The organism is Roseovarius sp. MBR-154 (assembly GCF_053628595.1).
The window spans coordinates 435,090-457,819 of sequence record NZ_JBRJGR010000001.1 but is presented as its reverse complement, the minus strand read 5'-3'; the positions used below and the strand labels follow the sequence as shown (position 1 = coordinate 457,819).

General features: G+C 64.0%; 22 protein-coding genes. 8 read left to right on the top strand and 14 right to left on the bottom strand.

Annotated elements, in window-relative coordinates; all coding sequences use genetic code 11:
• Positions 1 to 41: 41 nt before the first annotated feature.
• The 7 genes from ACSSV4_RS02185 to ACSSV4_RS02155 form a co-directional block, all read right to left on the bottom strand.
• The gene (locus ACSSV4_RS02185; protein WP_454273127.1) at positions 42 to 662 is read right to left on the bottom strand and encodes a LysE family translocator; all 621 of its coding nucleotides are present in this window, start codon (positions 660 to 662) and stop codon (positions 42 to 44) included.
• Complete coding sequence (locus ACSSV4_RS02180; protein ID WP_454273126.1) at positions 659 to 1,090, bottom strand: VOC family protein; 432 nt, start codon at positions 1,088 to 1,090, stop codon at positions 659 to 661. The genes ACSSV4_RS02185 and ACSSV4_RS02180 overlap by 4 nt, the downstream gene beginning before the upstream one ends.
• Positions 1,087 to 2,196 (bottom strand): DNA replication/repair protein RecF, encoded by a 1,110-nt coding sequence (recF, locus tag ACSSV4_RS02175; RefSeq protein ID WP_454273125.1) that lies wholly within the window; start codon positions 2,194 to 2,196, stop codon positions 1,087 to 1,089. The genes ACSSV4_RS02180 and recF overlap by 4 nt, the downstream gene beginning before the upstream one ends.
• Positions 2,197 to 2,249: 53 nt before the next feature.
• Positions 2,250 to 3,368, bottom strand: a complete 1,119-nt coding sequence (dnaN, locus tag ACSSV4_RS02170; protein WP_454273124.1) for a DNA polymerase III subunit beta — start codon at positions 3,366 to 3,368, stop codon at positions 2,250 to 2,252.
• A 168-nt stretch (positions 3,369 to 3,536) separates the two neighbouring features.
• Complete coding sequence (gene dnaA / locus ACSSV4_RS02165) at positions 3,537 to 4,895, bottom strand: chromosomal replication initiator protein DnaA (RefSeq protein ID WP_454273123.1); 1,359 nt, start codon at positions 4,893 to 4,895, stop codon at positions 3,537 to 3,539.
• 487 nt (positions 4,896 to 5,382) lie between these two features.
• Positions 5,383 to 5,646, bottom strand: coding sequence for a 30S ribosomal protein S20 (gene rpsT, locus ACSSV4_RS02160; protein WP_454273122.1), 264 nt, complete (start codon positions 5,644 to 5,646; stop codon positions 5,383 to 5,385).
• A 202-nt stretch (positions 5,647 to 5,848) separates the two neighbouring features.
• Complete coding sequence (locus ACSSV4_RS02155; RefSeq protein WP_454273121.1) at positions 5,849 to 6,667, bottom strand: sulfotransferase family protein; 819 nt, start codon at positions 6,665 to 6,667, stop codon at positions 5,849 to 5,851.
• 151 nt (positions 6,668 to 6,818) lie between these two features.
• Here ACSSV4_RS02155 and ACSSV4_RS02150 point away from each other — a divergent pair, with 151 nt between their 5' ends.
• The 3 genes from ACSSV4_RS02150 (at position 6,819) to ACSSV4_RS02140 (ending at position 9,650) form a co-directional block, all read left to right on the top strand.
• Positions 6,819 to 8,396, top strand: coding sequence for a DUF5928 domain-containing protein (locus tag ACSSV4_RS02150; RefSeq protein WP_454273120.1), 1,578 nt, complete (start codon positions 6,819 to 6,821; stop codon positions 8,394 to 8,396).
• A gap of 8 nt (positions 8,397 to 8,404) precedes the next feature.
• Positions 8,405 to 8,779, top strand: coding sequence for a histidine triad nucleotide-binding protein (locus ACSSV4_RS02145; RefSeq protein WP_454273119.1), 375 nt, complete (start codon positions 8,405 to 8,407; stop codon positions 8,777 to 8,779).
• A 79-nt stretch (positions 8,780 to 8,858) separates the two neighbouring features.
• Complete coding sequence (locus ACSSV4_RS02140; protein ID WP_454273118.1) at positions 8,859 to 9,650, top strand: ion transporter; 792 nt, start codon at positions 8,859 to 8,861, stop codon at positions 9,648 to 9,650.
• On the opposite strand, the gene ACSSV4_RS02135 is transcribed toward ACSSV4_RS02140, so the two are convergent.
• Complete coding sequence (locus ACSSV4_RS02135; RefSeq protein WP_454273117.1) at positions 9,635 to 10,600, bottom strand: GlxA family transcriptional regulator; 966 nt, start codon at positions 10,598 to 10,600, stop codon at positions 9,635 to 9,637. The genes ACSSV4_RS02140 and ACSSV4_RS02135 overlap by 16 nt on opposite strands.
• A gap of 78 nt (positions 10,601 to 10,678) precedes the next feature.
• Between ACSSV4_RS02135 and ACSSV4_RS02130 the strand changes: the two genes are divergently transcribed.
• The 5 genes from ACSSV4_RS02130 (at position 10,679) to pheS (ending at position 16,918) form a co-directional block, all read left to right on the top strand.
• The gene (locus tag ACSSV4_RS02130; protein WP_454273116.1) at positions 10,679 to 11,929 is read left to right on the top strand and encodes a sarcosine oxidase subunit beta family protein; all 1,251 of its coding nucleotides are present in this window, start codon (positions 10,679 to 10,681) and stop codon (positions 11,927 to 11,929) included.
• 70 nt (positions 11,930 to 11,999) lie between these two features.
• Positions 12,000 to 12,287: a sarcosine oxidase subunit delta gene (locus ACSSV4_RS02125; protein WP_454273115.1), complete on the top strand. Its 288-nt coding sequence runs from the start codon at positions 12,000 to 12,002 to the stop codon at positions 12,285 to 12,287.
• On the top strand, positions 12,284 to 15,217 hold the full coding sequence (locus tag ACSSV4_RS02120; protein ID WP_454273114.1) for a sarcosine oxidase subunit alpha family protein: 2,934 nt from the start codon (positions 12,284 to 12,286) through the stop codon (positions 15,215 to 15,217). The genes ACSSV4_RS02125 and ACSSV4_RS02120 overlap by 4 nt, the downstream gene beginning before the upstream one ends.
• The gene (locus ACSSV4_RS02115) at positions 15,210 to 15,776 is read left to right on the top strand and encodes a sarcosine oxidase subunit gamma (protein ID WP_454273113.1); all 567 of its coding nucleotides are present in this window, start codon (positions 15,210 to 15,212) and stop codon (positions 15,774 to 15,776) included. Before ACSSV4_RS02120 ends, ACSSV4_RS02115 begins: the two co-directional genes overlap by 8 nt.
• Positions 15,777 to 15,844: 68 nt before the next feature.
• Complete coding sequence (pheS, locus tag ACSSV4_RS02110) at positions 15,845 to 16,918, top strand: phenylalanine--tRNA ligase subunit alpha (RefSeq protein ID WP_454273112.1); 1,074 nt, start codon at positions 15,845 to 15,847, stop codon at positions 16,916 to 16,918.
• Between the two features lie 65 nt (positions 16,919 to 16,983).
• On the opposite strand, the gene ACSSV4_RS02105 is transcribed toward pheS, so the two are convergent.
• The 6 genes from ACSSV4_RS02105 to ACSSV4_RS02080 form a co-directional block, all read right to left on the bottom strand.
• Positions 16,984 to 17,946, bottom strand: coding sequence for a 2-hydroxyacid dehydrogenase (locus ACSSV4_RS02105; RefSeq protein ID WP_454273111.1), 963 nt, complete (start codon positions 17,944 to 17,946; stop codon positions 16,984 to 16,986).
• A gap of 3 nt (positions 17,947 to 17,949) precedes the next feature.
• On the bottom strand, positions 17,950 to 18,108 hold the full coding sequence (locus tag ACSSV4_RS02100) for a hypothetical protein (protein ID WP_454273110.1): 159 nt from the start codon (positions 18,106 to 18,108) through the stop codon (positions 17,950 to 17,952).
• A gap of 15 nt (positions 18,109 to 18,123) precedes the next feature.
• Positions 18,124 to 19,467, bottom strand: a complete 1,344-nt coding sequence (locus ACSSV4_RS02095) for an amidase (protein ID WP_454273109.1) — start codon at positions 19,465 to 19,467, stop codon at positions 18,124 to 18,126.
• Entirely contained in the window at positions 19,457 to 20,878 is a 1,422-nt protein-coding gene (locus ACSSV4_RS02090; RefSeq protein WP_454273108.1) for a TRAP transporter large permease, read from the bottom strand. Before ACSSV4_RS02090 ends, ACSSV4_RS02095 begins: the two co-directional genes overlap by 11 nt.
• Complete coding sequence (locus ACSSV4_RS02085; protein WP_454273107.1) at positions 20,875 to 21,459, bottom strand: TRAP transporter small permease subunit; 585 nt, start codon at positions 21,457 to 21,459, stop codon at positions 20,875 to 20,877. The genes ACSSV4_RS02090 and ACSSV4_RS02085 overlap by 4 nt, the downstream gene beginning before the upstream one ends.
• A gap of 78 nt (positions 21,460 to 21,537) precedes the next feature.
• Positions 21,538 to 22,668 (bottom strand): TRAP transporter substrate-binding protein, encoded by a 1,131-nt coding sequence (locus ACSSV4_RS02080; RefSeq protein ID WP_454273106.1) that lies wholly within the window; start codon positions 22,666 to 22,668, stop codon positions 21,538 to 21,540.
• Between the last annotated feature and the right edge of the window lie 62 nt (positions 22,669 to 22,730).

The window sequence follows — 22,730 nt, the reverse complement described above, 5'->3', positions numbered from 1 at the left end:
AATGTCACGCCCAACCGCTATATTTTGCGTAGGTTCTGCTGTCAGGTGAAGGGAATGACCAGCCCCACCAGAATCAGCAGCACGCCAGAGCCGATATTGAGCCGGGCAATCGCCTTTGGGCTCTGCAAAAGGCGGCGCGCGCGGTCGAGAAAGAAGGCGAGTGCAAGGTTGCCCAGCATCGGCACGATGGCCGAAACCGCGAGGATCGCGGCGATGTCGGGCACGGTGACGGTGGAGAGATCGAAGAAGCCCGGCAGGAAACCCATGTAGAAGAGGATCGCCTTGGGATTGCCGATCACCGCCGCCACGCCGACCGAGAACCCGGCCCAGATGCCGGGACGGGTCATGCGGCTGTCGGCGCTTGGCGGGCGCGAGGGCGCGCGGATCAGCAAGAGCCCCATCACGATGAACACCCCGGCCGCGATCCAGCGCAGCATCTCCAGCGCGTCGCCATAGACCGACAGCACCCACGCCAGGCCGAGAATCGCGCAGAGCGGCCAGATCAGATCGCCCAATGCGACGCCCACCGCCAGCGGCCAGGCCCCGGCCATCCCCCCCGAGAGCGACCGCGCGGTCAGCGCCACCCAGACCGGGCCGGGCACCGCCCAGAGGCCCGCCATGGCGGCGGCGTAGAGCATCAGATCGAAAAGGCTGACAGTCATGGGGCCTCGGGCAAGGTGAGGCTGCCATCGGGGGAGAGCGGCCAGAACGGGTTCATCGCCAGTTCCCAGACATGGCCGTCGGGATCGGCGAAATAGCCGGAATAGCCGCCCCAGAACACCTTCTCCGGAGCCTTGAGCGCGGTCGCCCCGGCGGCAAGGGCGGTGGCATAGGCGCTATCCACCTCGGCCTCGGTCATGAAGTTCTGCGCCAGCGTGATCGCGCCGGTGCCGAGCGCGGCACCGGGGCGGCCCTGATCGGCGGCGAGCTCGGATGTGCCGAACAGCCCCAGAACCAGCCCGTTCATCTGGTAGAAGGCGACCTTGTCCAGGGATTCTGCCGGGGTCCAGCCAAGGGCGGCGTAAAACGCCCGCGACCGGTCGAGATCCTCGACGCCAAGGGTGATGAGGGTGACGCGTTGCGGGGTCATGGGGCCTCTGTTGTGATCCGGCTGGTGCCGTCGGTGTCGGTGACGTGGACGTGTTGCGCGCGCGGGCCCAGTTCGGCGAAGAGTTCCGGCCCGGTGCCGGTCATCCACGCCTGAGCGCCGAGGCCGCAGATTTCGTCATAGAGCGCCGCGCGGCGGGCGGCGTCAAGGTGGGCTGCGACCTCATCCAGCAACAAAATCGGCGGCGCGCCGAAATCGCGGGCGAGCGCGCGGGCATTGGCAAGGATGAGCGAGACCAGCAGCGCCTTTTGCTCGCCGGTGGAGCAGTCGGCGGCGGGCACGCCCTTGGCGGCATAGACCCCGTAGAGGTCGGCGCGGTGCGGACCGATCAGGGTGCGCCCGGCGATGAGATCGCGAAACCGGCTCTCGGCCAATGCCTCGCGCAGATCAACGGCGGTCTCGGGCATCTCTCCCTCGGTCTGGGTCAGCTCCAGTTCGGCGCTGGGAAAGGCCGTCTCGGCCTGCATCTGCGCACCCGCGATGAGGGCAAGCGCGTGTTTGCGATTGGCGTGGATCTGCGCGCCGCTTTGGGCCATCTGCCGCTCCAATGCCAGATACCAATGTGCGTCGCGCACCTGATCCTTGAGCAGGCGATTGCGTTCGCGCATCGCCTTTTCATAGGCCAGCGACGCATCACCATGATCGGGTAGAAAGCTCATCGTCATCCGATCCAGAAACCGCCTGCGCCCCTCGGCCCCCTCGATCCAGAGCCGGTCCATCGACGGGATCAGCCAGAGCACCCGGGCGATCTGGCCCAGCGCCAGTTGGGTGACGGATTTCTCGTCGATGCGCACCTGCCGCGCCGCGCCTTCTTCCGACAGGATTTCGACCTCGTGAACACGGGTCAGCGAGTGCAGGAGGCCGGTGATCTTCCAACCAAGGGATTCAGGCCGGCGCGCCATGTCCTGCGCCGCCGCACGCCGCAGCCCGCGCCCCGGAGACAGGAGCGAGACCGCCTCGATCAGGTTGGTCTTGCCTGCGCCGTTGGGGCCATGGATCGCCACGGGACGCGAATCGAGCGAAAGCCGCGCCGATTTATGCGAGCGGAAATGCGAAAGGGTCAGGTCCGACAGGTAGAGGCCGGGCATTCACGGCCCTTTCATCGTTCCGAAAATACTCCCGCCGGAGGCTCCGACAGATGTCACACCCGCATCGGCATGACGACATAGACCGCCGTCGTGTCATTGCCTTCGCGCATCAGCGTGGGATCGCCCGAAGAGTTGAACAGGAACACGGCGTTCTCGCGATCGACCTGGCTGGCAATCTCCAGCAGGTACTTGGCGTTGAAACCGATCTCCAGCCGCTCGTCGCCATAGGCCACGGCAAGCTCTTCCTCGGCGGCGCCGCTGTCGGGGGCATTGACCGAGAGGATCAGACGGTCCTCGTCGAGCGACAGCTTGACGGCGCGCGAGCGTTCGGAACTGACGGTCGCCACGCGGTCCACGGCCTGCGCGAATTCGGCGGCGTCCACCTCCATCCGGCGGGTGTTGCCCTGCGGGATAACGCGGGTGTAATCGGGAAAGGTGCCGTCGATCACCTTCGACGTCAGCGTGATGTCGGGGGTGGCAAAGCGGATCTTGGTCTCGGACACCGACACCGCGATCTTCATCTCGTCATCTTCCAGAAGCTTGCGCAATTCGCCCACGGTCTTGCGCGGCACGATGACGCCAGGCATGTCGACGGCACCCTCGGGCAGGTCGGCGTCGATCCGGGCAAGGCGGTGGCCGTCGGTGGCGACACAGCGCAGCACGCGGCCACCATCGGCCTCCGAGACATGCAGGTAGACGCCGTTCAGGTAATAGCGGGTTTCCTCGGTCGAAATGGCGAATTTCGACTTGTCGAACAGTCGCCGCAGCACCGGCGCGGGGGCCGAGAAATTGCAGGCATATTCCGACGAGGCCATCACCGGAAAGTCTTCCTTGGGCAGGGTCGCGAGGTTGAAGTTCGACCGGCCCGCCTGCACGGTAAGACGCCCTGCTGCACCGTCATCGGCGAGCGTCACAAGCGCGCCGTCGGGCAGCTTGCGCACAATCTCATGCAGCATCACCGCCGAGACGGTGGTGGCACCGGCGCGTTCGACCTGTGCCGGGGCCTTGTCGACCACCTCGATATCGAGGTCGGTGGCACGGAAATGCACCGCGTCGCCGTCGGCCTCGATCAGCACATTGGCGAGGATCGGAATGGTGTTGCGCCGCTCGACCACGGATTGTGCCTGTGCCACGGCCTTGAGCAGCGTGCCGCGTTCGATGCTGAGTTTCATGCCCTCGCTCCTGTCAGGTGCCGGTCTTGCGCCGGGAGGGGCACGGTAGCAATATTCCCCTGCGGCTCAAGCGATTTATCGTGTTTTCGGCTGGAAATCCGGCAGCGTCAAGGGCCACACCCCCCGCGCCGTGCCACGCGGAGGGTGTTTGCGACGGCAAAGCCGCGCTCAGCCCTCGAGCGTGCGGCGCAAAAGCTCCAGATCGTCGGCGATCTGCGCGTCCTGGATGCGCAACTCCTCGATGCGCTTGACCCCGTGCATCACGGTGGTGTGGTCGCGCCCGCCAAAGCGGCGGCCGATCTCGGGCAGCGAGCGCGAGGTCATCTGCTTGCACAGATACATCGCCACCTGCCGCGGCCGCGCAAAGGCCCGTACACGCTTGGGCCCGATCATGTCAGACAGGCGGATGTTGTAGTGATCCGAGACCTTGCGTTGAATTTCCTCGACCGAGACCTTGCGCTCGGAGGCACGCAGCACGTCGGCAAGACAATCCTGCGTCAGTTCCAGCGTGATCGGCTGACGCACCAGCGAGGCGAAGGCGAAAAGCCGGGTCAGCGCGCCCTCGAGCACGCGCACATTGGTGCTGATCCGGTGGGCGAGGAATTCCAGCACCCCGTCATGCAGCAGCAGGTCGGGATATTGCTCGCGGTGACGCTCGACCTTGGATTGCAGGATGCCAAGACGCAATTCGTAATCGGTGGGGTGCAGATCGACGACAAGGCCGCATTGCAGGCGCGACTTGATCCGGTCCTCGAGATTGGCGATCTCGCCGGGGGCGCAATCGGCGGAAATCACGATCTGCTTGTTCTGATCGACCAGCGCGTTGAAGGTGTGAAAGAACTCTTCCTGGGTGCTGTCCTTGCCGGCGATGAACTGCACGTCATCGACCATCAGGATATCGACCGAGCGGAACAATTCCTTGAAATCCATCATCTTGCGGTCGCGCAGAGCCTGCACGAAACGGTACATGAACTGCTCCGCCGAGAGATAGAGCACGTTGAGCTCGGGGCTGGCGGAGGTCAGCTCCCAGGCGATGGCATGCATCAGGTGGGTCTTGCCCAGGCCCACGCCGCCATAGAGGAAGAGCGGATTGAAGGTCGTCGGCCCGCCTTCGGCCACGCGCTTGGCGGCAGCATGCGCCAGTTCGTTGGGCTTGCCCACGACGAAGGTGTCAAAGCGGAACCGCTCGTCCAGCGGCGCGGAGGGCAGGTTGCCGTCGGTCTTGCCCTGTGGCGAGGCCGCGGCGGTCTTGGGCGCAGTTGCAGCGGACGGGCGCGTGGCGCAATTCGCGGCCACCCGGAAATTGAGACGCCGCACCTTCGGGTCGATGCTGGCGATCTGATAGAGGATCAGATCACCGAAATGCTGCGAGACATAGTTGCCGAGAAAGCTTGTGGGCACCTGCAGTGTCGCGACGCCGTCCGACACCTCGGCAAATTCCAGCGGCTCGATCCAGTTTCGGAAATTGCTCTGCCCGACGGATTGCTGAATCTTCTGCTTCAACCGTCCCCATTGTTCTTGCGTCATGATACCCCGTTCCGCTGCTCTCTCGTCCCCGCCGGGCGGAGGATCCGCCGACAGGTTCACCCGTGGTGCGCGATTGACGGATGAGGGGCAAAAAACCATCCATGCCGTTGCGCCAGGCAACAGCCGCAAGGCCCTTCGACAGATCACCGTGCATTCCGAAAGCCTCGGGCATGAGCGGCCCGTCCCAACCGGCCGCGTTCCCATCGTCTTTCAAAATGCGTTTATATGGACAAAGCCAAAGCAATAATGCTTGTTCCAAACCCGGGCCAGATCGGTTTTGTCCCGACCCTGATCTGATACAGCCTGTCCCCCCAAGCGTGAATCGCAGGTCCGAAATTAGCAACGTCCCGGCCCGCTGGGCAACTGATCAATGCGCTTGACAGCAGCTTTGGCGGAAAAGAATCTGCCCGCCCTCACAGACGCCCTGGAAACAAAAAGGCACCGCGCGTGGCGGTGCCTTTATCCTTCAACGACTTAGGCGAACGCCTTAGCCGAGCGTCTTGACCCGCGCTGCGAGGCGCGAAATCTTGCGCGACGCGGTGTTCTTGTGGAAGACACCCTTGGTGACGCCGCGCATCAACTCGGGTTGCGCGGCGCGCAAGGCTGCCGTTGCGACATCCTTGTCACCCGAGGCGATCGCCTCTTCGACCTTGCGCAGGTAGGTACGGATCCGCGACCGGCGGGCTTTGTTGATGGCAAAGCGCTTTTCGTTCTGGCGGGCGCGCTTCTTGGACTGGGGTGTATTGGCCATGTGAATCAGACCCTTTCAAGGTTCGGTATCTAGGTGTGACGCACGGATACCCAACCGGGCCCCCGATCTCCGGGGTGATGATTCTTGCCTGAGCGGGCATCACGCGCATGTCTGGCGCGCCTTTTACGCCGATTGGCGCGGAATGCAAGTGCCCGCTTCTTTATGGATCAAATACTCATCTGCGACGCCTGGGCTTACCCGGTCACTCGCCCAGCTTGGCGTGAACCTCGTCAAGATCGATCTCGCCCACCGGCATCTTGTTGGCGGGATTGTCGAAATCGTATTTGAAGACCTCGAAATCGCGTTTGTAGATCTCGCGGATCAGATGCATCGACAGGTCGTCGAAATAATCCTCGACCGGGTGGGCACGCTTGGGCCCGTGGCCTTCGGATTCGTTAAAGCGCGGGATGGTCTTGAGATTGACCTTATGAGGTGTCTCAATCGACTTGAGCACCTCGGCCATGCCATCGTTGAACGCCTCGGTCCAGAAGATCTTGTCATAAGTGCCGCCATTGACGATGAAGGTTGAGACATGTCCCGACATGGCCGACCAGTGGATATCGGGCTCCATCGGGCGCTTGAACCGGATCGTGTCGCGGACGAACAGCAGGAAGCGGCGAAAGCTCTTGATCTGGTCGAACTCCTGCTTTCCGTCCTCGCCGCCCACCTCGATGCCGTATTTCTGGATCAGCATCGGAACCAGCTTGCCGCGATAACGGGTGCCGTTGCGCTGGATGCCGCAGATCTTGTCGAAGAACGAGGACAGGATGCGGGTATAGGGATTGCGCACGCAGGTGAACGCATAGGAGGTATGCGTGCGCACATTGGCGTTGATCAGCTTCTGGCTGTCCTCGCGCGCCCATTTGTGCAGCCCGGTGGTGGCATCATGGATGTCGCCCTCGAAGAATTCACCGTGATCGGAATAGTACAGGATCTGCCCGATGGTCGAGCAGGCGCATTTCGGCACCACGCGGTAGACCACGCTCTGGCTCTCGGTCATCCATGTTCCTGGAAACCCCATTGTCGCTGCCTCCGCACGTCCCGGCCCGGTTTTTATGGGCTCAGGAGTTTTGTAACCTGTTCAAAAAACCAAAGAAAGCCTGTTTATTCAGAGACCCTTCACGGCTATTGCTATACACAATCTCTGAAAAAAGGCTTGCACAGTTTCTGATATGGCAAAAATCGCGTTCATCCTGCTGTGCCATAAAGATCCCGAGGCGATCATCCGTCAGGCCGAGATGCTGACCGCGGCGGGCGATTACATGTCGATCCATTTCGACGCCCGCGCCAAGCCCGAGGCGTTCCGGCAGATCCGCGAGGCGCTTGACGACAATCCCAACGTGACCTTCGCGAGAAAGCGCATAAAATGCGGCTGGGGCGAATGGTCCCTGGTGCAGGCGACCCTCCATGCCGTCGAGGCGGCGGTCGACCAGTTCCCGCGCGCCACGCATTTCTACATGCTTTCGGGCGATTGTGCGCCGATCAAATCCGCCGCCTTCGCGCATGAGTTCCTCGATGCGCGCGATGTCGATTATGTCGAAAGCTTCGATTATTTCGACAGCGACTGGATCAAGACCGGGATGAAGGAAGAGCGGCTGATCTATCGCCACATCTTCAACGAACGAACCCAGCCCAAGCGGTTCTACGCCTCGTTCCAGTTGCAAAGGCGGCTGCGGCTGACGCGCGCGATCCCGCATGACATCCAGATCCAGATCGGCAGCCAGTGGTGGTGCCTGCGCCGCCGCACGGTCGAGTGGATCATCGAGTTCACGCGGCGGCGGCGCGACGTGATGCGGTTCTTCCGTACCACCTGGATTCCCGACGAGACGTTCTTTCAGACACTGGTGCGTCATCTGGTGCCCGAAGCGGAGATCGAGACACGAACGCTGACCTTTCTGATGTTCACCGATTACGGCATGCCGGTCACCTTCTACAACGACCATTACGACCTGCTGCTCAGCCAGGATTATCTCTTTGCCCGCAAGATCAGCCCCGAGGCGCTGGAGCTCAGGCGCCGCCTTGGTGCGCTCTACAACAACACCCGGGCCGAGTTCCAGATTTCGAACGAGGGGCGCAGCCTGTTCAAGTTCCTCACCGGGCGCGGTCGCGAGGGGCGGCGCTTTGCCCAGCGCTTCTGGGAGACCGAGAGCACGCTGGGCCGCGAGCGTGAGCTGATGATCGTGGTGTGCAAGAAATGGCATGTCGCAAAGCGCCTGCTCGACCGCATCCGGCAGGTCACCAACCTGCCCGCGATCGAGTATCTCTTTAACGAGGAGGGCACCGCGTTGCCCGATCTCGGCGGTATCCAGGGCACATTGGCCAAGCGCACCCGCCACCGCCGGGCGCTGATGCGGATGCTGTTCGACTATTACGAGACCGACCGCCTGATCGTCTGCATGGACCCGGGTAGCATCGACCTGCTACAGGATTTCTGCGGCGATCGGTCGGTGACCAAGCTGCTGGAAATCCAGTGCCATTTCACCGATGCCTACCTGACCGGGCACGCCATGCGTGTCGGCCTCGCCGGAGAGCAGACCCCGCCCGAGACGCTGGAGCGGCTGCTGCCGACGATTCGCGGTGCCATGACCCACGAAAGCGACCAAATCCGTGATTCCGAATTCGAGAACCACCTGATCCTGCGCGAGACCGACGATGCCGCGCGCTATCCCGATCTCTTGTCGCGGTTCCTTGATATTCCGCCCGAAAAGGCGCAGGAAATCGCCGCACTCGACCATCTTTTCGCAGATTGAGGACGTCCATGCCCTACACCTATGACGATCAGAACATCTTTGCCAAAATCCTCCGCGGCGAGATCCCCAGCAAGACCGTGCTGGAGACCGAGCACACGCTTGCCTTCGAGGATATCCAGCCGCAGGCCCCGGTGCATGTGCTGGTGATCCCCAAGGGGGCCTATGCCAGCTACGATCATTTCGCGGCCGAGGCCAGCGATGCCGAGATTGTCGATTTCAACCGTGCCGTCGCCGAGGTCTGTCGTCAGGCCGGGGTGCGCTTGGGCGATGGCGGATTCCGCGCGATCACCAATGCCGGCGAGAATGGCGTGCAGGAGGTGCCGCATTTCCACCTGCATCTCCTGGGCGGCCGCCCGCTGGGCCGGATGCTGCAGAAGATGTAGCACAGCCTGCCCCCGCTTGCGGTGCCCTCGTGCCGCGCCCATATGCAGCGCGATTGCAGCGCGAACCCACAGGCAGGCCATGACATTTCGAAGCCGTATCGGTGCCATTCTCGACACGCCGCTCTTCCAGAACACCATTCTTGGCGTGATCCTGTTCAACGCCGTGATCCTCGGGATGGAAACCTCCGAACCGCTCATGGCGCAGGCAGGCGGGTTGATCATCCTGCTGGACAAGCTGTGCCTGTCGGTCTTCGTGGTCGAGATCGCGGCCAAGCTCTATGCGCGCGGCATTGCCGGGTTCTTCCGGCGCGGCTGGAATATCTTCGATTTCATCATCGTCGGCATTTCGCTGGTGCCCGCGACGCAAGGATTGTCGGTGCTGCGGGCGCTGCGCATCCTGCGTCTCTTGCGCGTGGTGTCGGTCGCGCCCTCGCTGCGCCGAGTGGTCGAGGGGCTGGTGACGGCGCTGCCGGGGATGGGCTCGGTCTTTCTGCTGATGGGCATGATCTTCTATATCGGCTCGGTCATGGCGACCAAGCTCTTTGGCGCGGCCTTTCCCGACTGGTTCGGCGACCTCGGGCGCAGCGCGTACTCGCTTTTCCAGATCATGACGCTGGAATCGTGGTCGATGGGCATCGTGCGCCCGGTGATGGAGGTGTTTCCCTATGCCTGGGCCTTCTTCGTGCCCTTCATCATGGTCACCACCTTCGCGGTGGTGAACCTTCTGGTCGGTCTCATCGTCAACTCGATGCAGGACGCGCACCACGCAGAGGATGCGGAAAGGACCGACACCTATCGCGACGAGGTGCTGACCCGGCTGGCGGACCTGGAGGCGCTCATTCGTGAGCGGCGCGATCAGGAGGTGCGGTAGCGCGACGGCGGCTGGCCATATTCCGCGCGGTAGGCGCGCGAGAAATGCGAGGAACTGGCAAAGCCGGTGGCTAGCGCGACCTCGGTCAGCGACAGCCCCGAATTGCGCAACAGGTTGCGCGCCTTGTCGAGCCGCAGGCGGCGGTAATAGCCGTGGGTCGTCTGACCCAGATGCTGCCGGAACAGCCGGTTGAGCTGTCGTGGCGACAGCCGCGCGATCTGCGCCAGATGCGGCAGGGACAATGGGTCGGCGATATTGCCCTCCATCGCCTCGACCGCATCGAGGATCGCTGCGCTTTGCGTGCCGACACGTTCCACCAGGCTTGATCGTTGCGGGCCGGTGGGCGGGCGGATCTCGGTATGCATGAACCAGTCGCTGACCTCCCGCGCAAAGGCGCGGCCGTGATGCGTGGCGATGAGCGCGTGCATCATGTCCATCGGCGCGGTTCCGCCCGCGCAGGTCATGCGGTCGCGGTCGATGACATAGAGCGTGCGCTCGAGGCGCAGGTCGGGCGCGACCTCGGCCAGGGCGGCGGCATATTCCCAATGCACGGTCATCCGCCGGTCGCCCATCAGCCCGGCGCGCGCCAGGATGATCGGCCCGCCCGAGACCCCGCCCAGCACCACGCCCGCCCGCGCCTGCCGCGCCAGCCACGGGGCAAGCGCGCGCGCCGGATAGGTCGCGGGGTCGCCGCCCGCCACGAGAAAAAGGTGGTCGAGGTGCAGATCCTCGGCAAGCCCTGCCTCGGGCCTGACCTGCGCCGCGCCGGAACTGCACACCGGGTCAGGCGTCGGGGCGATATGGATCACCTCATAGAGCGTACGTCCCGCCAGCAGGTTGGCGGCGCGCAGCGGCTCGACCGTGGCGGCGAATGACATCAGTGCGAATCCGGGGATCGGCAGGATACCGATTCGATGCGGGCCGGGGGCATGTTTGTCCATATTCGTCATCTAAATGACTATCATGGGCAAGCATAGCCCACCCAAATCGGCCATGCTCGCGCCAGAGCGAGCCACAGGACAGACCCGATGCGCTATTCCGCCTTGAAAATCCTCCGCGAGGGGCTGACCGGCAATCGCGGCTGGCAACCGGCCTGGCGCGATCCCGACCCGAAACCCGAATATGATATCGTCATCATCGGCGGCGGCGGGCATGGTCTGGCCACCGCCTATTACCTCGCCAAGGAATTCGGGTTGCGCAACATCGCGGTGCTGGAAAAGGGCTGGATCGGGTCGGGCAATGTCGGGCGCAACACCACGATCATCCGCTCCAACTACCTGCTGCCGGGGAACGAGCCGTTCTACGAGATGTCGCTCAAGCTCTGGGAGGGGCTGGAGCAGGATTTCAATTACAACGCGATGGTCAGCCAACGCTCGATCCTGAACCTCATTCATTCGGACGCGCAGCGCGATGCCTTCGTGCGACGGGCCAATGCGATGTTCCTGGCAGGCGCCGATGCGGAACTGGCCGATGCCGATCAATTGCGCGCCGAGTTGCCGTTTCTCGATTTCGACAATGCCCGCTTTCCGATCAAGGGGGGGCTTTTCCAGCGGCGCGGCGGCACGGTGCGGCATGACGCGGTGGCCTGGGGGTATGCGCGCGGCGCCGATGCGCGCGGCGTCGACATCATCCAAAATTGCGAGGTCACCGGCTTCGACATCCGCGAGGGCAAATGCCGGGGTGTCGAGACGACACGCGGGGCCATCCGCGCGCGCAAGGTGGGGGTTTGCGTCGCGGGCTCCTCGGGCCGGGTGATGGCGCGGGCCGGGATGCGCCTGCCGATCGAATCCCATGTCCTGCAGGCCTTCGTCACCGAGGGGCTGAAGCCGGTGCTGCCTGGCGTCATCACCTTTGGGGCGGGGCATTTCTATGTCAGCCAGTCCGACAAGGGCGGGCTGGTCTTCGGCGGCGATATCGACGGCTACAATTCCTATGCGCAGCGCGGCAACCTGCCGGTGGTCGAGGATGTGGCAGAAGGCGGCATGGCGATCATGCCGATGATCGGGCGCGCGCGGCTCCTGCGCAGTTGGGGCGGCATCATGGACATGTCGATGGACGGCTCGCCCTTCATCGACCGCACCCCTGTCGACGGGCTCTATTTCAACGGCGGCTGGTGCTATGGCGGGTTCAAGGCGACCCCGGCGAGCGGGTTGTGCTACGCCCATCTGCTGGCCAAGGACGCGCCGCACCCGGTTGCCACCGAAATGCGTCTTGACCGGTTCGCGCGCGGGCACCTGATCGACGAAAAGGGCGTGGGCAACCAGCCCAACCTGCATTGAGGGGCGCGCGCATGACCTTTCATCGTTCCAAAAATACTCAAATCCAACCGCTGACGAAGGGCACGGACGCATGATCATCAATCACCCGCTTCTGGGCCCGCGCGATGCCGCCGAATTCGTCTATCTGGGCGATGCCGCGCTGATCGACCGGCCCGACTGGCAGGCCGAGAGTGCCGCCGAGGCCTTTCACGCCTATGGCTACCTGCGCGACAACCCGGCGGGGGCGCATCAGGAATTGTGGTATCACGAGCAGGGCGACCGGTCCTGGCTGGTGGTGACGCGCGACACGGTGAGCCACGAGATCACGGCAGTCGAACTGGCGCGCGACATGGCCCGCGCCCGGGGACGCAGCCGATGAGTCAGATCCATCGCATCACCGGCGGGCTGATCGACCGGTCCACCGAGGTCACCTTTACCTTCAACGGAAGGGCCATGCAGGGCCATCCGGGCGATACGCTGGCCTCGGCGCTGCTGGCCAACGGGCAGCGGCTGGTGGGGCGGTCGTTCAAGTATCACCGCCCGCGCGGCATCTTTACCGCCGGGTCGGAAGAGCCCAATGCGCTGGTGGAACTGCGCAAGGGGGCCGCGCAGGAGCCCAATACCCGCGCCACGGTGGCCGAACTCTTCGACGGGCTGGAGGCACGCAGCCAGAACCATCGCGGCTCGCTCGAATTCGATCTGATGGCGGTGACGGACCTGCTGTCGCCGTTCCTGTCTGCGGGGTTCTATTACAAGACCTTCATGTGGCCGCGCGCCTTCTGGGAAAAGCTCTATGAGCCCGCGATCCGCGCCTCCGCCGGTCTCGGGCGGCTGTCGATGGAGGAGGATCCCGACACCTACGACAAGGGCTATCTGCATTGCGACCTGCTGGTGATCGGCGCGGGGCCTGCCGGGCTGATGGCGGCGCGGGCGGCGGCGCGGGCGGGCGCACGGGTGATCGTGGCGGATGAGGATTTCGTCATGGGCGGGCGGCTCAATGCCGAGACGCTGGAGGTGGACGGTGCATCCGGGGCCGACTGGGCCGCCGGTGTTGTCGCCGAACTCGCTGCGATGTCGAACGTGCGCCTGATGCCGCGCAGCACGGTCTACGGAGCCTATGATCACAGCATCTACGGCGTGCTGGAGCGTTGCACCGATCACCTGGCCACGAGCGGCGGCAAGCCCCGGCAGGTGCTGTGGCGCGTCTATGCGCGGCATGCGGTTCTGGCGGCAGGGGCGACGGAGCGCCCCATCGCCTTTGGCAACAACGACCGGCCCGGCGTGATGCTGGCCGGGGCCGTGCGCGCCTATGCCAACCGCTGGGGCGTGGCCCCGGGGCGGCGCGTGGCGGTCTTTACCAATAACGACGACGGCTGGCGCACTGCCGCCGACCTTGCTGCCAAGGGGGTCGAGGTGCCCGCCGTGATCGACACGCGCGACGCGCCCGCTGTTTGCGATGTGCCCGGCGCACGGCATGTGCGCGGCGCGTCTGTGATGGACACGAAAGGGCGCAAGGGGCTGCGGCAGATCACGCTGACCGACGGACAGATGATCGACGTCGATTGCCTCGCCGTGTCGGGCGGCTGGAGTCCCAACGTGCATCTGACCTGCCATCAGCGCGGGCGGCCCGCATGGCGCGATGACATTTCGACTTTCGTGCCCGGGCATGACCTGCCGCCCGGCATGGTCGTGGCGGGCGCGGCCAATGGCGCGATGACGCTGGCGGCGGCGCTGCGCGAGGGGCGTGCGGTGGCGGGGCGACTGGGCTATGCCGACAAGAGCGATCTGCCCCGCGCCGAGGACGAGCCGCGCGACTGTGCCCCCGTCTGGCATGTGCCGCAGAGCCGGGCGCGCGCCTGGCTCGACCTGCAAAACGACGTGACCGTCAAGGACGTGAAACAGGCGCATCAGGAAGGCTTTCGCGCGGTCGAGCATCTCAAGCGTTACACCACGCTGGGCATGGCCACCGATCAGGGCAAGACGGCGAATATCCCGGCGCTTGCGATCATGGCCGAATGCACCGGCCGCACCATCCCCGAGACCGGCACGACGATCTTTCGCCCGCCCTATACGCCGGTGCCGATCGGCGCGCTGGCGGGCCGCGCGCGGGGCCGCGACTTCCGGCCCTATCGTCTGACGCCATCGCATCGCTGGGCCGAGGCCAATGGTGCAACCTTCGTCGAGGTGGGCAACTGGCTGCGCGCGCAATGGTTCGCGCGCCAGGGCGAACAGGGCTGGCGCGATTCGGTGGATCGCGAGGTGTTGATGACGCGCGGGTCGGTCGGCATCTGCGACGTGACCACGCTGGGCAAGATCGACATTCAGGGGCGCGACGCGGGCGAGTTTCTGAACCGGGTCTATTGCAACGGCTTTGCCACGCTGGCGGTGGGCAAGGTCCGTTACGGGCTGATGCTGCGCGAAGACGGGATCGCCTATGATGACGGCACGACCGCGCGTCTGGGCGAGCAGCACTACGTGATGACCACCACCACCGCCAATGCCGTCACCGTGTTCCGGCGGCTGGAGTTTGCGCGGCAATGCCTGTGGCCCGATCTGGATGTGCATCTGATTTCCACCACCGACGGTTGGGCGCAATTCGCCGTCGCCGGGCCGAACGCGCGCAACCTGTTGCGCAAGGTGGTGGACGAGGCGCATGACCTGTCGAACGAGGCGTTCCCCTTCATGGCCTGCGCTGAGGTCACCATTTGCGGCGGCATGCCCGCGCGGCTGTTCCGGATCTCCTTTTCGGGCGAGTCGGCCTATGAGATCGCGGTGCCCGCCCGCTATGGCAATGCCATGATGGGCGTGCTGATGGAGGCTGGGCGTGAGTTCGACGCCGTGCCCTACGGCACCGAGGCGCTGGGCGTCATGCGGATCGAAAAGGGGCATGCGGCGGGCAATGAGTTGAACGGTCAGACCACGGCGCATAACCTCGGCATGGGGCGGATGGTCAGCCAGAAGAAGGAGTGCATCGGCAATGTGCTGTCGCAACGGCCCGAGATGCTGCGCGAGGATGCGGTCAAGCTGGTGGGGTTCCGGCCCGTGAACCGCACGACGGGGCTGATTGCCGGGTCGCATTTCATCACCGACGGTGAGGCCGCGACGATGGAAAACGATCAGGGCTGGATGTCCTCGGTCGCCTATTCGCCGAGCCTGGGGCATTCCATCGGGCTGGGCTTTCTCAAGCGGGGCGATGCGCGGATGGGGGAAATCCTGCGCGCGGTCAGCCCGGTGCATGGCAGGGAGATGGAGGTCGAGGTGGTTTCGGCGCATTTCATCGACCCGGACGGGGAGCGGTTGCGTGGCTGAGTATACCTTGCAGGCAGAGCCGCCCCTGGCGGGCACGGAAATGGAGATTGCGGGCGTGCGCCTCTGGGCGCCCGGCGATCTGGCGCTGGTGTCGCTGGCGCTGCCTTTGGGGGGCGAGACGGCGGCAGAGCAGGCAGTGCAGGCCGCCTATGGCGTGGCCCTGCCCGGGATCGGCCGGTCGGCTCAGGCCGGGGATGGCACACGCCTCATCCGGCTGGCCCCGGATCTGGCCTTTGCGCTCTTCACCCACGCGACCCCCGATGCCGAGCGTGTCGTGGCGGAGCGGCTGAACGGCGCGGTCTACACCACCGATCAGACCGATGTCTGGGTGGCGCTGGCGCTTTCGGGTGGCAACACAAGGCGCGCGCTGGAGCGGATTTGCCCGATTGACCTGCACCCGGACGTGTTCGGCATGGATCACGCCGCGCGCACGGTGATGGAGCATCTGGGCGTCTTGATCCTGCGCACAGGGGATGATGACTACCTGCTTTTATCGGCGAGTTCCTCGGCCAAATCCTTCCTGCATGCGGTCGAGGTGTCGCTGCGCAATATCGCGTGACCGCCCCATATGCTTGCACGCACGCGCAAGGCGCGGTAACTCCCCCTGACATCAGCGGGATAAGAGCCATGAACGATCTGCGGGACAAATATCTGACGGCGATTGCCAATGCGGGCGACGAATCCACGCTCGAGGATCTGCGGGTGCAGGCCGTGGGCAAGAAGGGCGAGATCAGCCTCAAGATGCGCGAGTTGGGCAAGATGACCCCCGAGGAGCGGCAGGTCGCGGGCCCGGCGCTCAACGCGCTCAAGGACGAGATCAATTCGGCGCTGGCGGCCAAGAAACAGGCGCTGGGCGATGCCGCGCTCGATGAGCGGCTGCGGGGCGAATGGCTGGACGTGACGCTGCCGGGGCGGCCGCGCCGACAGGGCACCATCCATCCCGTCAGCCAAGTGACCGAAGAGGTTACGGCGATCTTTGCCGATATGGGCTTTGCCGTGGCCGAAGGGCCGCAAATCGAGTCTGACTGGTATAATTTCGACGCGCTGAACATTCCCGGCCATCACCCGGCACGCGCCGAGATGGACACCTTCTATACCCATCGTGCCGACGGCGACGACCGCCCGCCGCATGTGCTTCGGACCCATACCAGCCCGGTGCAGATCCGCACCTTGCAGGCCGAGGGTGCGCCCATCCGGGTGATCGCGCCGGGCCGTGTTTACCGCGCGGATTACGACCAGACCCACACGCCGATGTTCCATCAGGTCGAGGGGCTGGCCATCGACCGCGATATCTCGATGGCCAATCTCAAGTGGGTGCTGGAGGAGTTCGTCAAGGCGTTCTTCGAGGTGGACGACGTGGAACTGCGCTTCCGCGCCTCGCATTTCCCGTTCACCGAACCCTCGGCCGAGGTGGATATCCGCTGTTCATGGGAAGGCGGCACGCTCAAGGTCGGCGAGGGCGACGACTGGCTGGAAATCCTCGGGAGCGGCATGGTGCACCCCAAGGTCTTGGAAGCCGGGCACATCGACCCCAACGACTGGCAGGGCTTTGCCTTCGGCATGGGCATCGACCGGATCGCGATGCTGAAATACGGGATACCGGACCTGCGGGCGTTTTTTGATTCAGACCTGCGCTGGCTGCGGCATTACGGGTTCGCGAGTTTGGACGTGCCGACGTTGCATGGCGGGTTGAGCAGGTAAGACCTGAGAACCGTAGGGTAGGCCTCCTCCACCCGACGGTTCGTTACATCCGGGGCGCCTGCGCCTCAGACCAGACGGTCGCCCGGCGCATCCCCCGCGAAGAACGCGTCGAGATTGTCGAGCGCGCGGAACCCCATGGCGTCGCGCGTGGCGCGCGTGGCGCTGCCGATATGGGGCAGCATGAAGATGTTTTCATGCGCCGCAAAGGCCGGATTGCCGCCCGGCTCCACCTTGAAGCAATCCAATCCGGCAGCGGCGATGTGGCCCGATTCGATGCCCGCGACGAGCGCGTCTTCATCGACCAGCGCGCCGCGCGCGGTATTCACCACGACCGCGCCTTGCGGCAGCTTGGCGATACGCTCGGCATTCAGAAAATCGACCGTGTCGGGCGTCGCCGGGCAATGCAGCGACAGGAAATCGGCGACCTCGAGCAGGCTCTCCACATCCTCGTGATAGACCGCACCCTGCTCGACATCCGGGTCAAGTCGCGAACGGTTGTGATAATGGATTTCCATGCCGAAACCACGCGCCTTTTCGGCGAAGGCACGACCGACGCGGCCCATCCCCACGATGCCCAGCCGCGCGCCGGTGACCTGCTTGCCGACCATGAACGAGGGCGACCAGCTATCCCACTCCCCCTGCCGCACAAGGCGATCGCCGCGCACCGCGTGGCGCGCGGCGCCCAGCATCAGCAGCATGGCGATCTCGGCGGTCGCGTCCGACAGCACATCGGGCGTGTTCGTCACCACCACGCCCGCGCCTTTCAACGCCTCAAGATCACAGTGATCGACACCCACCGAATGGTTCGCCACGATTTTCAGCCGGGGATCGAGCCGCGCCACCACATCCGCGCTGAAACGCTCGGAGTGGCAGGGGATCATCCCGTCGACCTTTGCACTCATCGCGATGATGTCCTCGGCACTGCCGGGGGTATCGGCCTCGTTCACGATCACCTCGTAATCGCGGCGCGCACGCTCCAGCGTCGCATCCGACAGGCGGCGCGGAATCCAGATCACCTTTTTCGACATGGCCTAGCTCTTGTTCTTGCTGGAGGTGATGAAATCATAAGCTGCCAACCCGGCGGCAAAGACGGTCACGATCCAGAGGTCGATCTCGCCGATCTCGCTTGCCAAGATATAGAGAAACGCGGCCAGAACCGCGAAGGCGAAGAGTGCCAGTAGCCTGTTCATGTCGTCATCCTTTCGTCATTCCCCGGCCTGAAGCAGCCAGTCTTGAAACCAGTTCGCCGTGCGCAGGAGACGCGCATCGTTGCCGCGCGCGGCGACCATCTGCACGCCCATCGGCAGGCCGTTCTCGGCGGTAAAGGCGGGCACGGTCACAGCCGGCACGCCGGTCAGCGTCCAGAGCCCGTTGAAGATCGCGCTGCCGGTAAACTCCAGCCCCTCGGGCGCGGGCCCGGTGGCGGCAGGGCAAATGATTGCATCGCAGCGGTCGAATATCTCGTCCAGACCCGCATAAAGCACATCGGGCCAGTCGAGCGCCGCAATGTAGTCGCGTGCCAGGGTCGCGTTGCCCTTGCTCAGCGCCTCTTGCGTGCGCGGGCCGAGCGTGTCGATCTGCTTGGCATAGCGGTAATAATAGCGCGCCATTTCCGCGAAATTGATCCGCTCGCGGATCTCCGCCGCCTCATCGAACGCCCTGGGCAGCGGGGCCTCGAAGACCTGCTCACCAAGCGTCTCGGCCAATTCGTCGAAGGCGGCATGCAACTGCGGGTCGGCCTCATCCCAGCCCGGCGGTTTCACCAATGCAAAGACCGGCTTCACCAACGGTTTCGACTGCGCGATGTTCAGCAAGGCCGGGCTAGGCTGCGGCGATGTCGCCTTGTCCCCCGCATCATAGCCCATGAGCACCTCGCACAAGAGCGCCGCATCGGCGGGCGTGCGGGCAAGCACCCCAACTGTGTCGAGCGTGGGCGACTGCATCAGCACACCGGTGCGCGGGATCGCGCCAAAGCTGGGCTTGAACCCGGTCACGCCGCAGTAAGAGGCAGGCCGGATCACCGAGCCACCCGTTTGCGTGCCCACGGCCAGCGGCACCATCCCGTCGGCCACCGCCGCCGCCGAACCCGAGGACGAGCCCCCGGGCGTATGCGCGAGGTTATGCGGATTGCGTGTCTTGCCCGCCTGCATGAAGGCCAGCTCGGTCGTGACCGTCTTGCCCATGATCACCGCACCCGCCGCCCGGAGCCGTTCGACGAGCGCCGCATCCTTGATCGGCACGCGCCCCTGATCGAGGGCACATCCGTTCTCGGTAGGGATTTTCGCCGTGTCGATGATATCCTTCAAAGCAACCGGCAGCCCGTGCAGCGGCCCGATGGGCCGCCCCGCCTGCCGATGCGCATCGAGCGCCCTGGCCTGATGCCGCGCAAAGTCGGGATCGAACCACGCCCAGGCCTGCACCTCCGGCTCACGCGCCTCGATCCGGGCGATGCACGCCTCAATCAACTCGACAGCCTTGAGCGCGCCCGAGGCCAGACGCTCGCGCAAAGCGCAAGCGTCCAGTGAGAGCATGTCGATCTTATCCGCCATACATCAGCTCCGGCAGATAGAAGACGATCTGCGGGTAGATATACATCAGCGCCATGGAGATGAAGACGCAGAACAGGAACGGCATCACCCCGGCGAAGATCTGCGTCAGCTTGATTTCCGGTGGCGCGATCCCCTTGAGGTAATAGGCCGACATGGCCATCGGTGGCGTCAGAAAGCTGGTCTGCAGGTTGAGCGCCACGAGGATGCCGAAGAACAGCGGATCGACCTCGAAGAACTGCAACAGCGGCAGGAAGATCGGCACGAAGATGATGATGATCTCGGACCATTCCAGCGGCCAGCCGAGCAGGAAGATGATCAGCTGCGCCAGCAGCAGGAATTCCAGCGGGCTCAGGTCCAGCCCCTGCACGAATTCCGAGATGATATGCTCGCCGCCCAGATAGGAGAACACCGCCGAGAAGGTGTAGGAGCCGACGAAGAGCCAGCAGACCATCGCCGTGGTGCGCACCGTCAGATAGACGCTCTCACGCATCCGCTGCCATGTCATCGCCCGGTAGACGAAGGCGAGGAAGATCCCGCCAAGTGCGCCGATGGACGCCGCCTCGGTCGGCGTCGCGAGGCCAAACAGGATCGAGCCCAGCACCGCCATGATCAGAAACGCCAACGGCACGAAGGAGGTCACGATCATCACGATGAGCTTGGCCATCGGGATGTCGGGTATTTCTTCCTTGCTCGGTTTCGGCGCGACCGAGGGCTGGATGATCGCTCGACCGATCACGTAGGTCAGGTAAAGTCCGACCAGAACCAGCCCGGGCAAGAGCGCCGCCGCGTAAAGCCGCACGATGGACACGTTCGACGCCGCCGCATAGACGATCAGCATGATCGACGGTGGAATCAGAATGCCCAACGTGCCGCCCGCGCAGATGATTCCGCTCGCAAACGACGGATCATAGCGCGCCTTGAGCATCGCGGGCAGCGCCAAGAGGCCCATCAGCGTCACCACCGCGCCGACGATGCCGGTGGCGGTCGCAAACAGCGCGCAGGTAATGAGGGCGGCCACACCCATCGAGCCGGGCATGTTCTTGGCCGCGACGTTGAGCGTGGAAAACAGGCGATCCACGATATTCGCACGTTCGACGATATAGCCCATGAACAGGAACAGCGGCACGGCGGTCAGAACCTCGTTCGACATCACCGTGAAGGTCTGGTTCACGAACAGATCGAATATTCGGTTATTGAAGAACCCCTCCAGCCAGAGGGACCATTGATCCCAGGTGCTGGCCACCGTCTCATCGAGCCGGTTGAATTCGCGCCACATCCGACGCTCTTCGAAATAGGCGTAATAGCCAAAGCCGATACCCATCGCCATGAGCGTGAAGGCAATCGGAAAGCCCAGAAACACGAAGACGATGAACAGGCCCAGCATCATCAGGGCGATTTGCGGATCGGTCATGGATGTGCGTCCTTTTCGGCCTGCGAGGCCTTTTGCATCAACAGGTCCTCGGTCTCGAAGACGTCCTCGTCGGCGGGCAGCCATTCATTGGTGCGCATCGCCAGGATGCAGCGGCAGACCTGCGCCATGCCCTGAATGAACAGCAAGATACCGGCGGCGACGATCACCGTCTTGAACTGGTAGATCGGCACGCCCGCCGGGCTGTTGACCGACACCTCGCCATAGGACCAAGAGGCTGCGGCATATTTCCAGCCGGCAAAGATCAACGCGGTCACGCCTGGGAAGAAGAACAGGATATAAAGCACAAAGTCGATCTTGGCCTGATTGCGCGGCTGCCACAGTCGATAAAGGAAATCGCCCCGCACATGCCCGCCGCGCGACAACGTGTAGGCCCCGCCCATCATGAACAGCGTGCCATACATGATGAAGGACACGTCAAGCGCCCAAGCGGTCGGCGCGTTGAACAGGTAGCGAGAAACCACCTCATAGCCGGTGCCCACCGACATCAGGACAATGAGCCAGGCAAAAGCCTTGCCGAACCAGGCCGACAGGTTGTCGGCGAAGCGAATGAAACCGATCACGAGATGCCCCCGTTAGTTGGAAAGCGGCCCCGGCGTTTTCTGCGCCGGGGCCTGTTTCAATCAGGTCTTTGCCCGCACTCAGAGCTTGAGCTTGCCCGGGAAATAGTGATCGTAGGCCAGCTCCAGATCAGGCGCATTCATCAGCTCGTAGAAGGTGACCTGCTCGACCCAGGCGCGCTGGCTGTCGAGAGTCTTCTTCATGAACGGATCCTCTTCAAGCACGGGGATCAGCTTGTCCCATGCGTCGAGCTGCGCGGCAAGGATCTCCTCGGAGGTGCGGTGAACGGTGACACCGGCCTCTTCCTGAAGCCACTTGAGGTCTGCCGAGTAACGACGCATCGCCTTGGCGGTGTTCGCGGTCGACACGGCCTCGACGCCGTATTTCAGGATCGCGCGCAGGTCCGGGTCCAGCTCTTCCATGGTGAACTTGGAGAACAGGAACTCGAAGCTTTCCGATGCCTGATGGTAAGACGACAGGTAGTAGTTCTTCGCCACGTCATGCGCGCCGAAATCCTTGTCCGAGGACGGATTGTTGAACTCGAACGCGTCGATCACGCCACGCTCCATGGCGGGCACGATCTCGCCGCCCGGAAGCTGCGCCACCGACATGCCCATGCTCTGAAGCAGGTCCGCCGCAAGGCCCACGGTGCGATACTTGAAGCCCTCGAGGTCAGCGGCCGTGTTCACCTCGCCCTTGAACCAGCCAAAGGGCTGCGCGAACATCGGGAAGCCGAGATAACCATCGACATCCATACCCAGGATATCCTGCGTCAGCTCGTCATAAAGCGCCTTGCCACCCCCTTCGTAGAACCAGCTCAGCATCGTGGTCGCCGAACCGCCGAACACCGGGCCCGTGCCAAAGAGCGACGCCGCCTTGTTCTTGCCGTACCAGTAGACCGGCACTGAATGCGCGATGTCTAGAACACCGTCATTCACGGCATCGAGAACCTGGAACGCAGCCACGACGGCGCCCGCGGGCAGCACGTCGATCTTGAGACGGCCACCGGACATTTCCTCCACCCGGTCGGCATAGTCCTGTGCGAATTCCTGCCAGATGTTCCCGGCACCCCAGGATGTCTGCATTTTCAGCACGATCGGCGATTGCGCCAATACCGCTGGTGCCGCGAGGCTGCTCGCAGCCGCCACCGGTGCCCCTACCGCTGCGCGGCGCAGGAACGTACGGCGGTCAAACTTCGCCTTGTCTGTCATGGTATCCTCCCATTTATGCGTATGCATCATTCGTGTCCGATGGCAGGCGCACGTCAGTTGCA

Excerpts from the sequence above, each read along its gene's own strand:
- ACSSV4_RS02185 (WP_454273127.1), bottom strand. The coding sequence starts at position 662 with ATGACTGTCAGCCTTTTCGATCTGATGCTCTACGCCGCCGCCATGGCG.
- ACSSV4_RS02180 (WP_454273126.1), bottom strand. The coding sequence starts at position 1,090 with ATGACCCCGCAACGCGTCACCCTCATCACCCTTGGCGTCGAGGATCTC.
- recF (WP_454273125.1), bottom strand. The coding sequence starts at position 2,196 with ATGCCCGGCCTCTACCTGTCGGACCTGACCCTTTCGCATTTCCGCTCG.
- dnaN (WP_454273124.1), bottom strand. The coding sequence starts at position 3,368 with ATGAAACTCAGCATCGAACGCGGCACGCTGCTCAAGGCCGTGGCACAG.
- dnaA (WP_454273123.1), bottom strand. The coding sequence starts at position 4,895 with ATGACGCAAGAACAATGGGGACGGTTGAAGCAGAAGATTCAGCAATCC.
- rpsT (WP_454273122.1), bottom strand. The coding sequence starts at position 5,646 with ATGGCCAATACACCCCAGTCCAAGAAGCGCGCCCGCCAGAACGAAAAG.
- ACSSV4_RS02155 (WP_454273121.1), bottom strand. The coding sequence starts at position 6,667 with ATGGGGTTTCCAGGAACATGGATGACCGAGAGCCAGAGCGTGGTCTAC.
- ACSSV4_RS02150 (WP_454273120.1), top strand. The coding sequence starts at position 6,819 with ATGGCAAAAATCGCGTTCATCCTGCTGTGCCATAAAGATCCCGAGGCG.
- ACSSV4_RS02145 (WP_454273119.1), top strand. The coding sequence starts at position 8,405 with ATGCCCTACACCTATGACGATCAGAACATCTTTGCCAAAATCCTCCGC.
- ACSSV4_RS02140 (WP_454273118.1), top strand. The coding sequence starts at position 8,859 with ATGACATTTCGAAGCCGTATCGGTGCCATTCTCGACACGCCGCTCTTC.
- ACSSV4_RS02135 (WP_454273117.1), bottom strand. The coding sequence starts at position 10,600 with ATGACGAATATGGACAAACATGCCCCCGGCCCGCATCGAATCGGTATC.
- ACSSV4_RS02130 (WP_454273116.1), top strand. The coding sequence starts at position 10,679 with ATGCGCTATTCCGCCTTGAAAATCCTCCGCGAGGGGCTGACCGGCAAT.
- ACSSV4_RS02125 (WP_454273115.1), top strand. The coding sequence starts at position 12,000 with ATGATCATCAATCACCCGCTTCTGGGCCCGCGCGATGCCGCCGAATTC.
- ACSSV4_RS02120 (WP_454273114.1), top strand. The coding sequence starts at position 12,284 with ATGAGTCAGATCCATCGCATCACCGGCGGGCTGATCGACCGGTCCACC.
- pheS (WP_454273112.1), top strand. The coding sequence starts at position 15,845 with ATGAACGATCTGCGGGACAAATATCTGACGGCGATTGCCAATGCGGGC.
- ACSSV4_RS02105 (WP_454273111.1), bottom strand. The coding sequence starts at position 17,946 with ATGTCGAAAAAGGTGATCTGGATTCCGCGCCGCCTGTCGGATGCGACG.
- ACSSV4_RS02100 (WP_454273110.1), bottom strand. The coding sequence starts at position 18,108 with ATGAACAGGCTACTGGCACTCTTCGCCTTCGCGGTTCTGGCCGCGTTT.
- ACSSV4_RS02095 (WP_454273109.1), bottom strand. The coding sequence starts at position 19,467 with ATGGCGGATAAGATCGACATGCTCTCACTGGACGCTTGCGCTTTGCGC.
- ACSSV4_RS02090 (WP_454273108.1), bottom strand. The coding sequence starts at position 20,878 with ATGACCGATCCGCAAATCGCCCTGATGATGCTGGGCCTGTTCATCGTC.
- ACSSV4_RS02080 (WP_454273106.1), bottom strand. The coding sequence starts at position 22,668 with ATGACAGACAAGGCGAAGTTTGACCGCCGTACGTTCCTGCGCCGCGCA.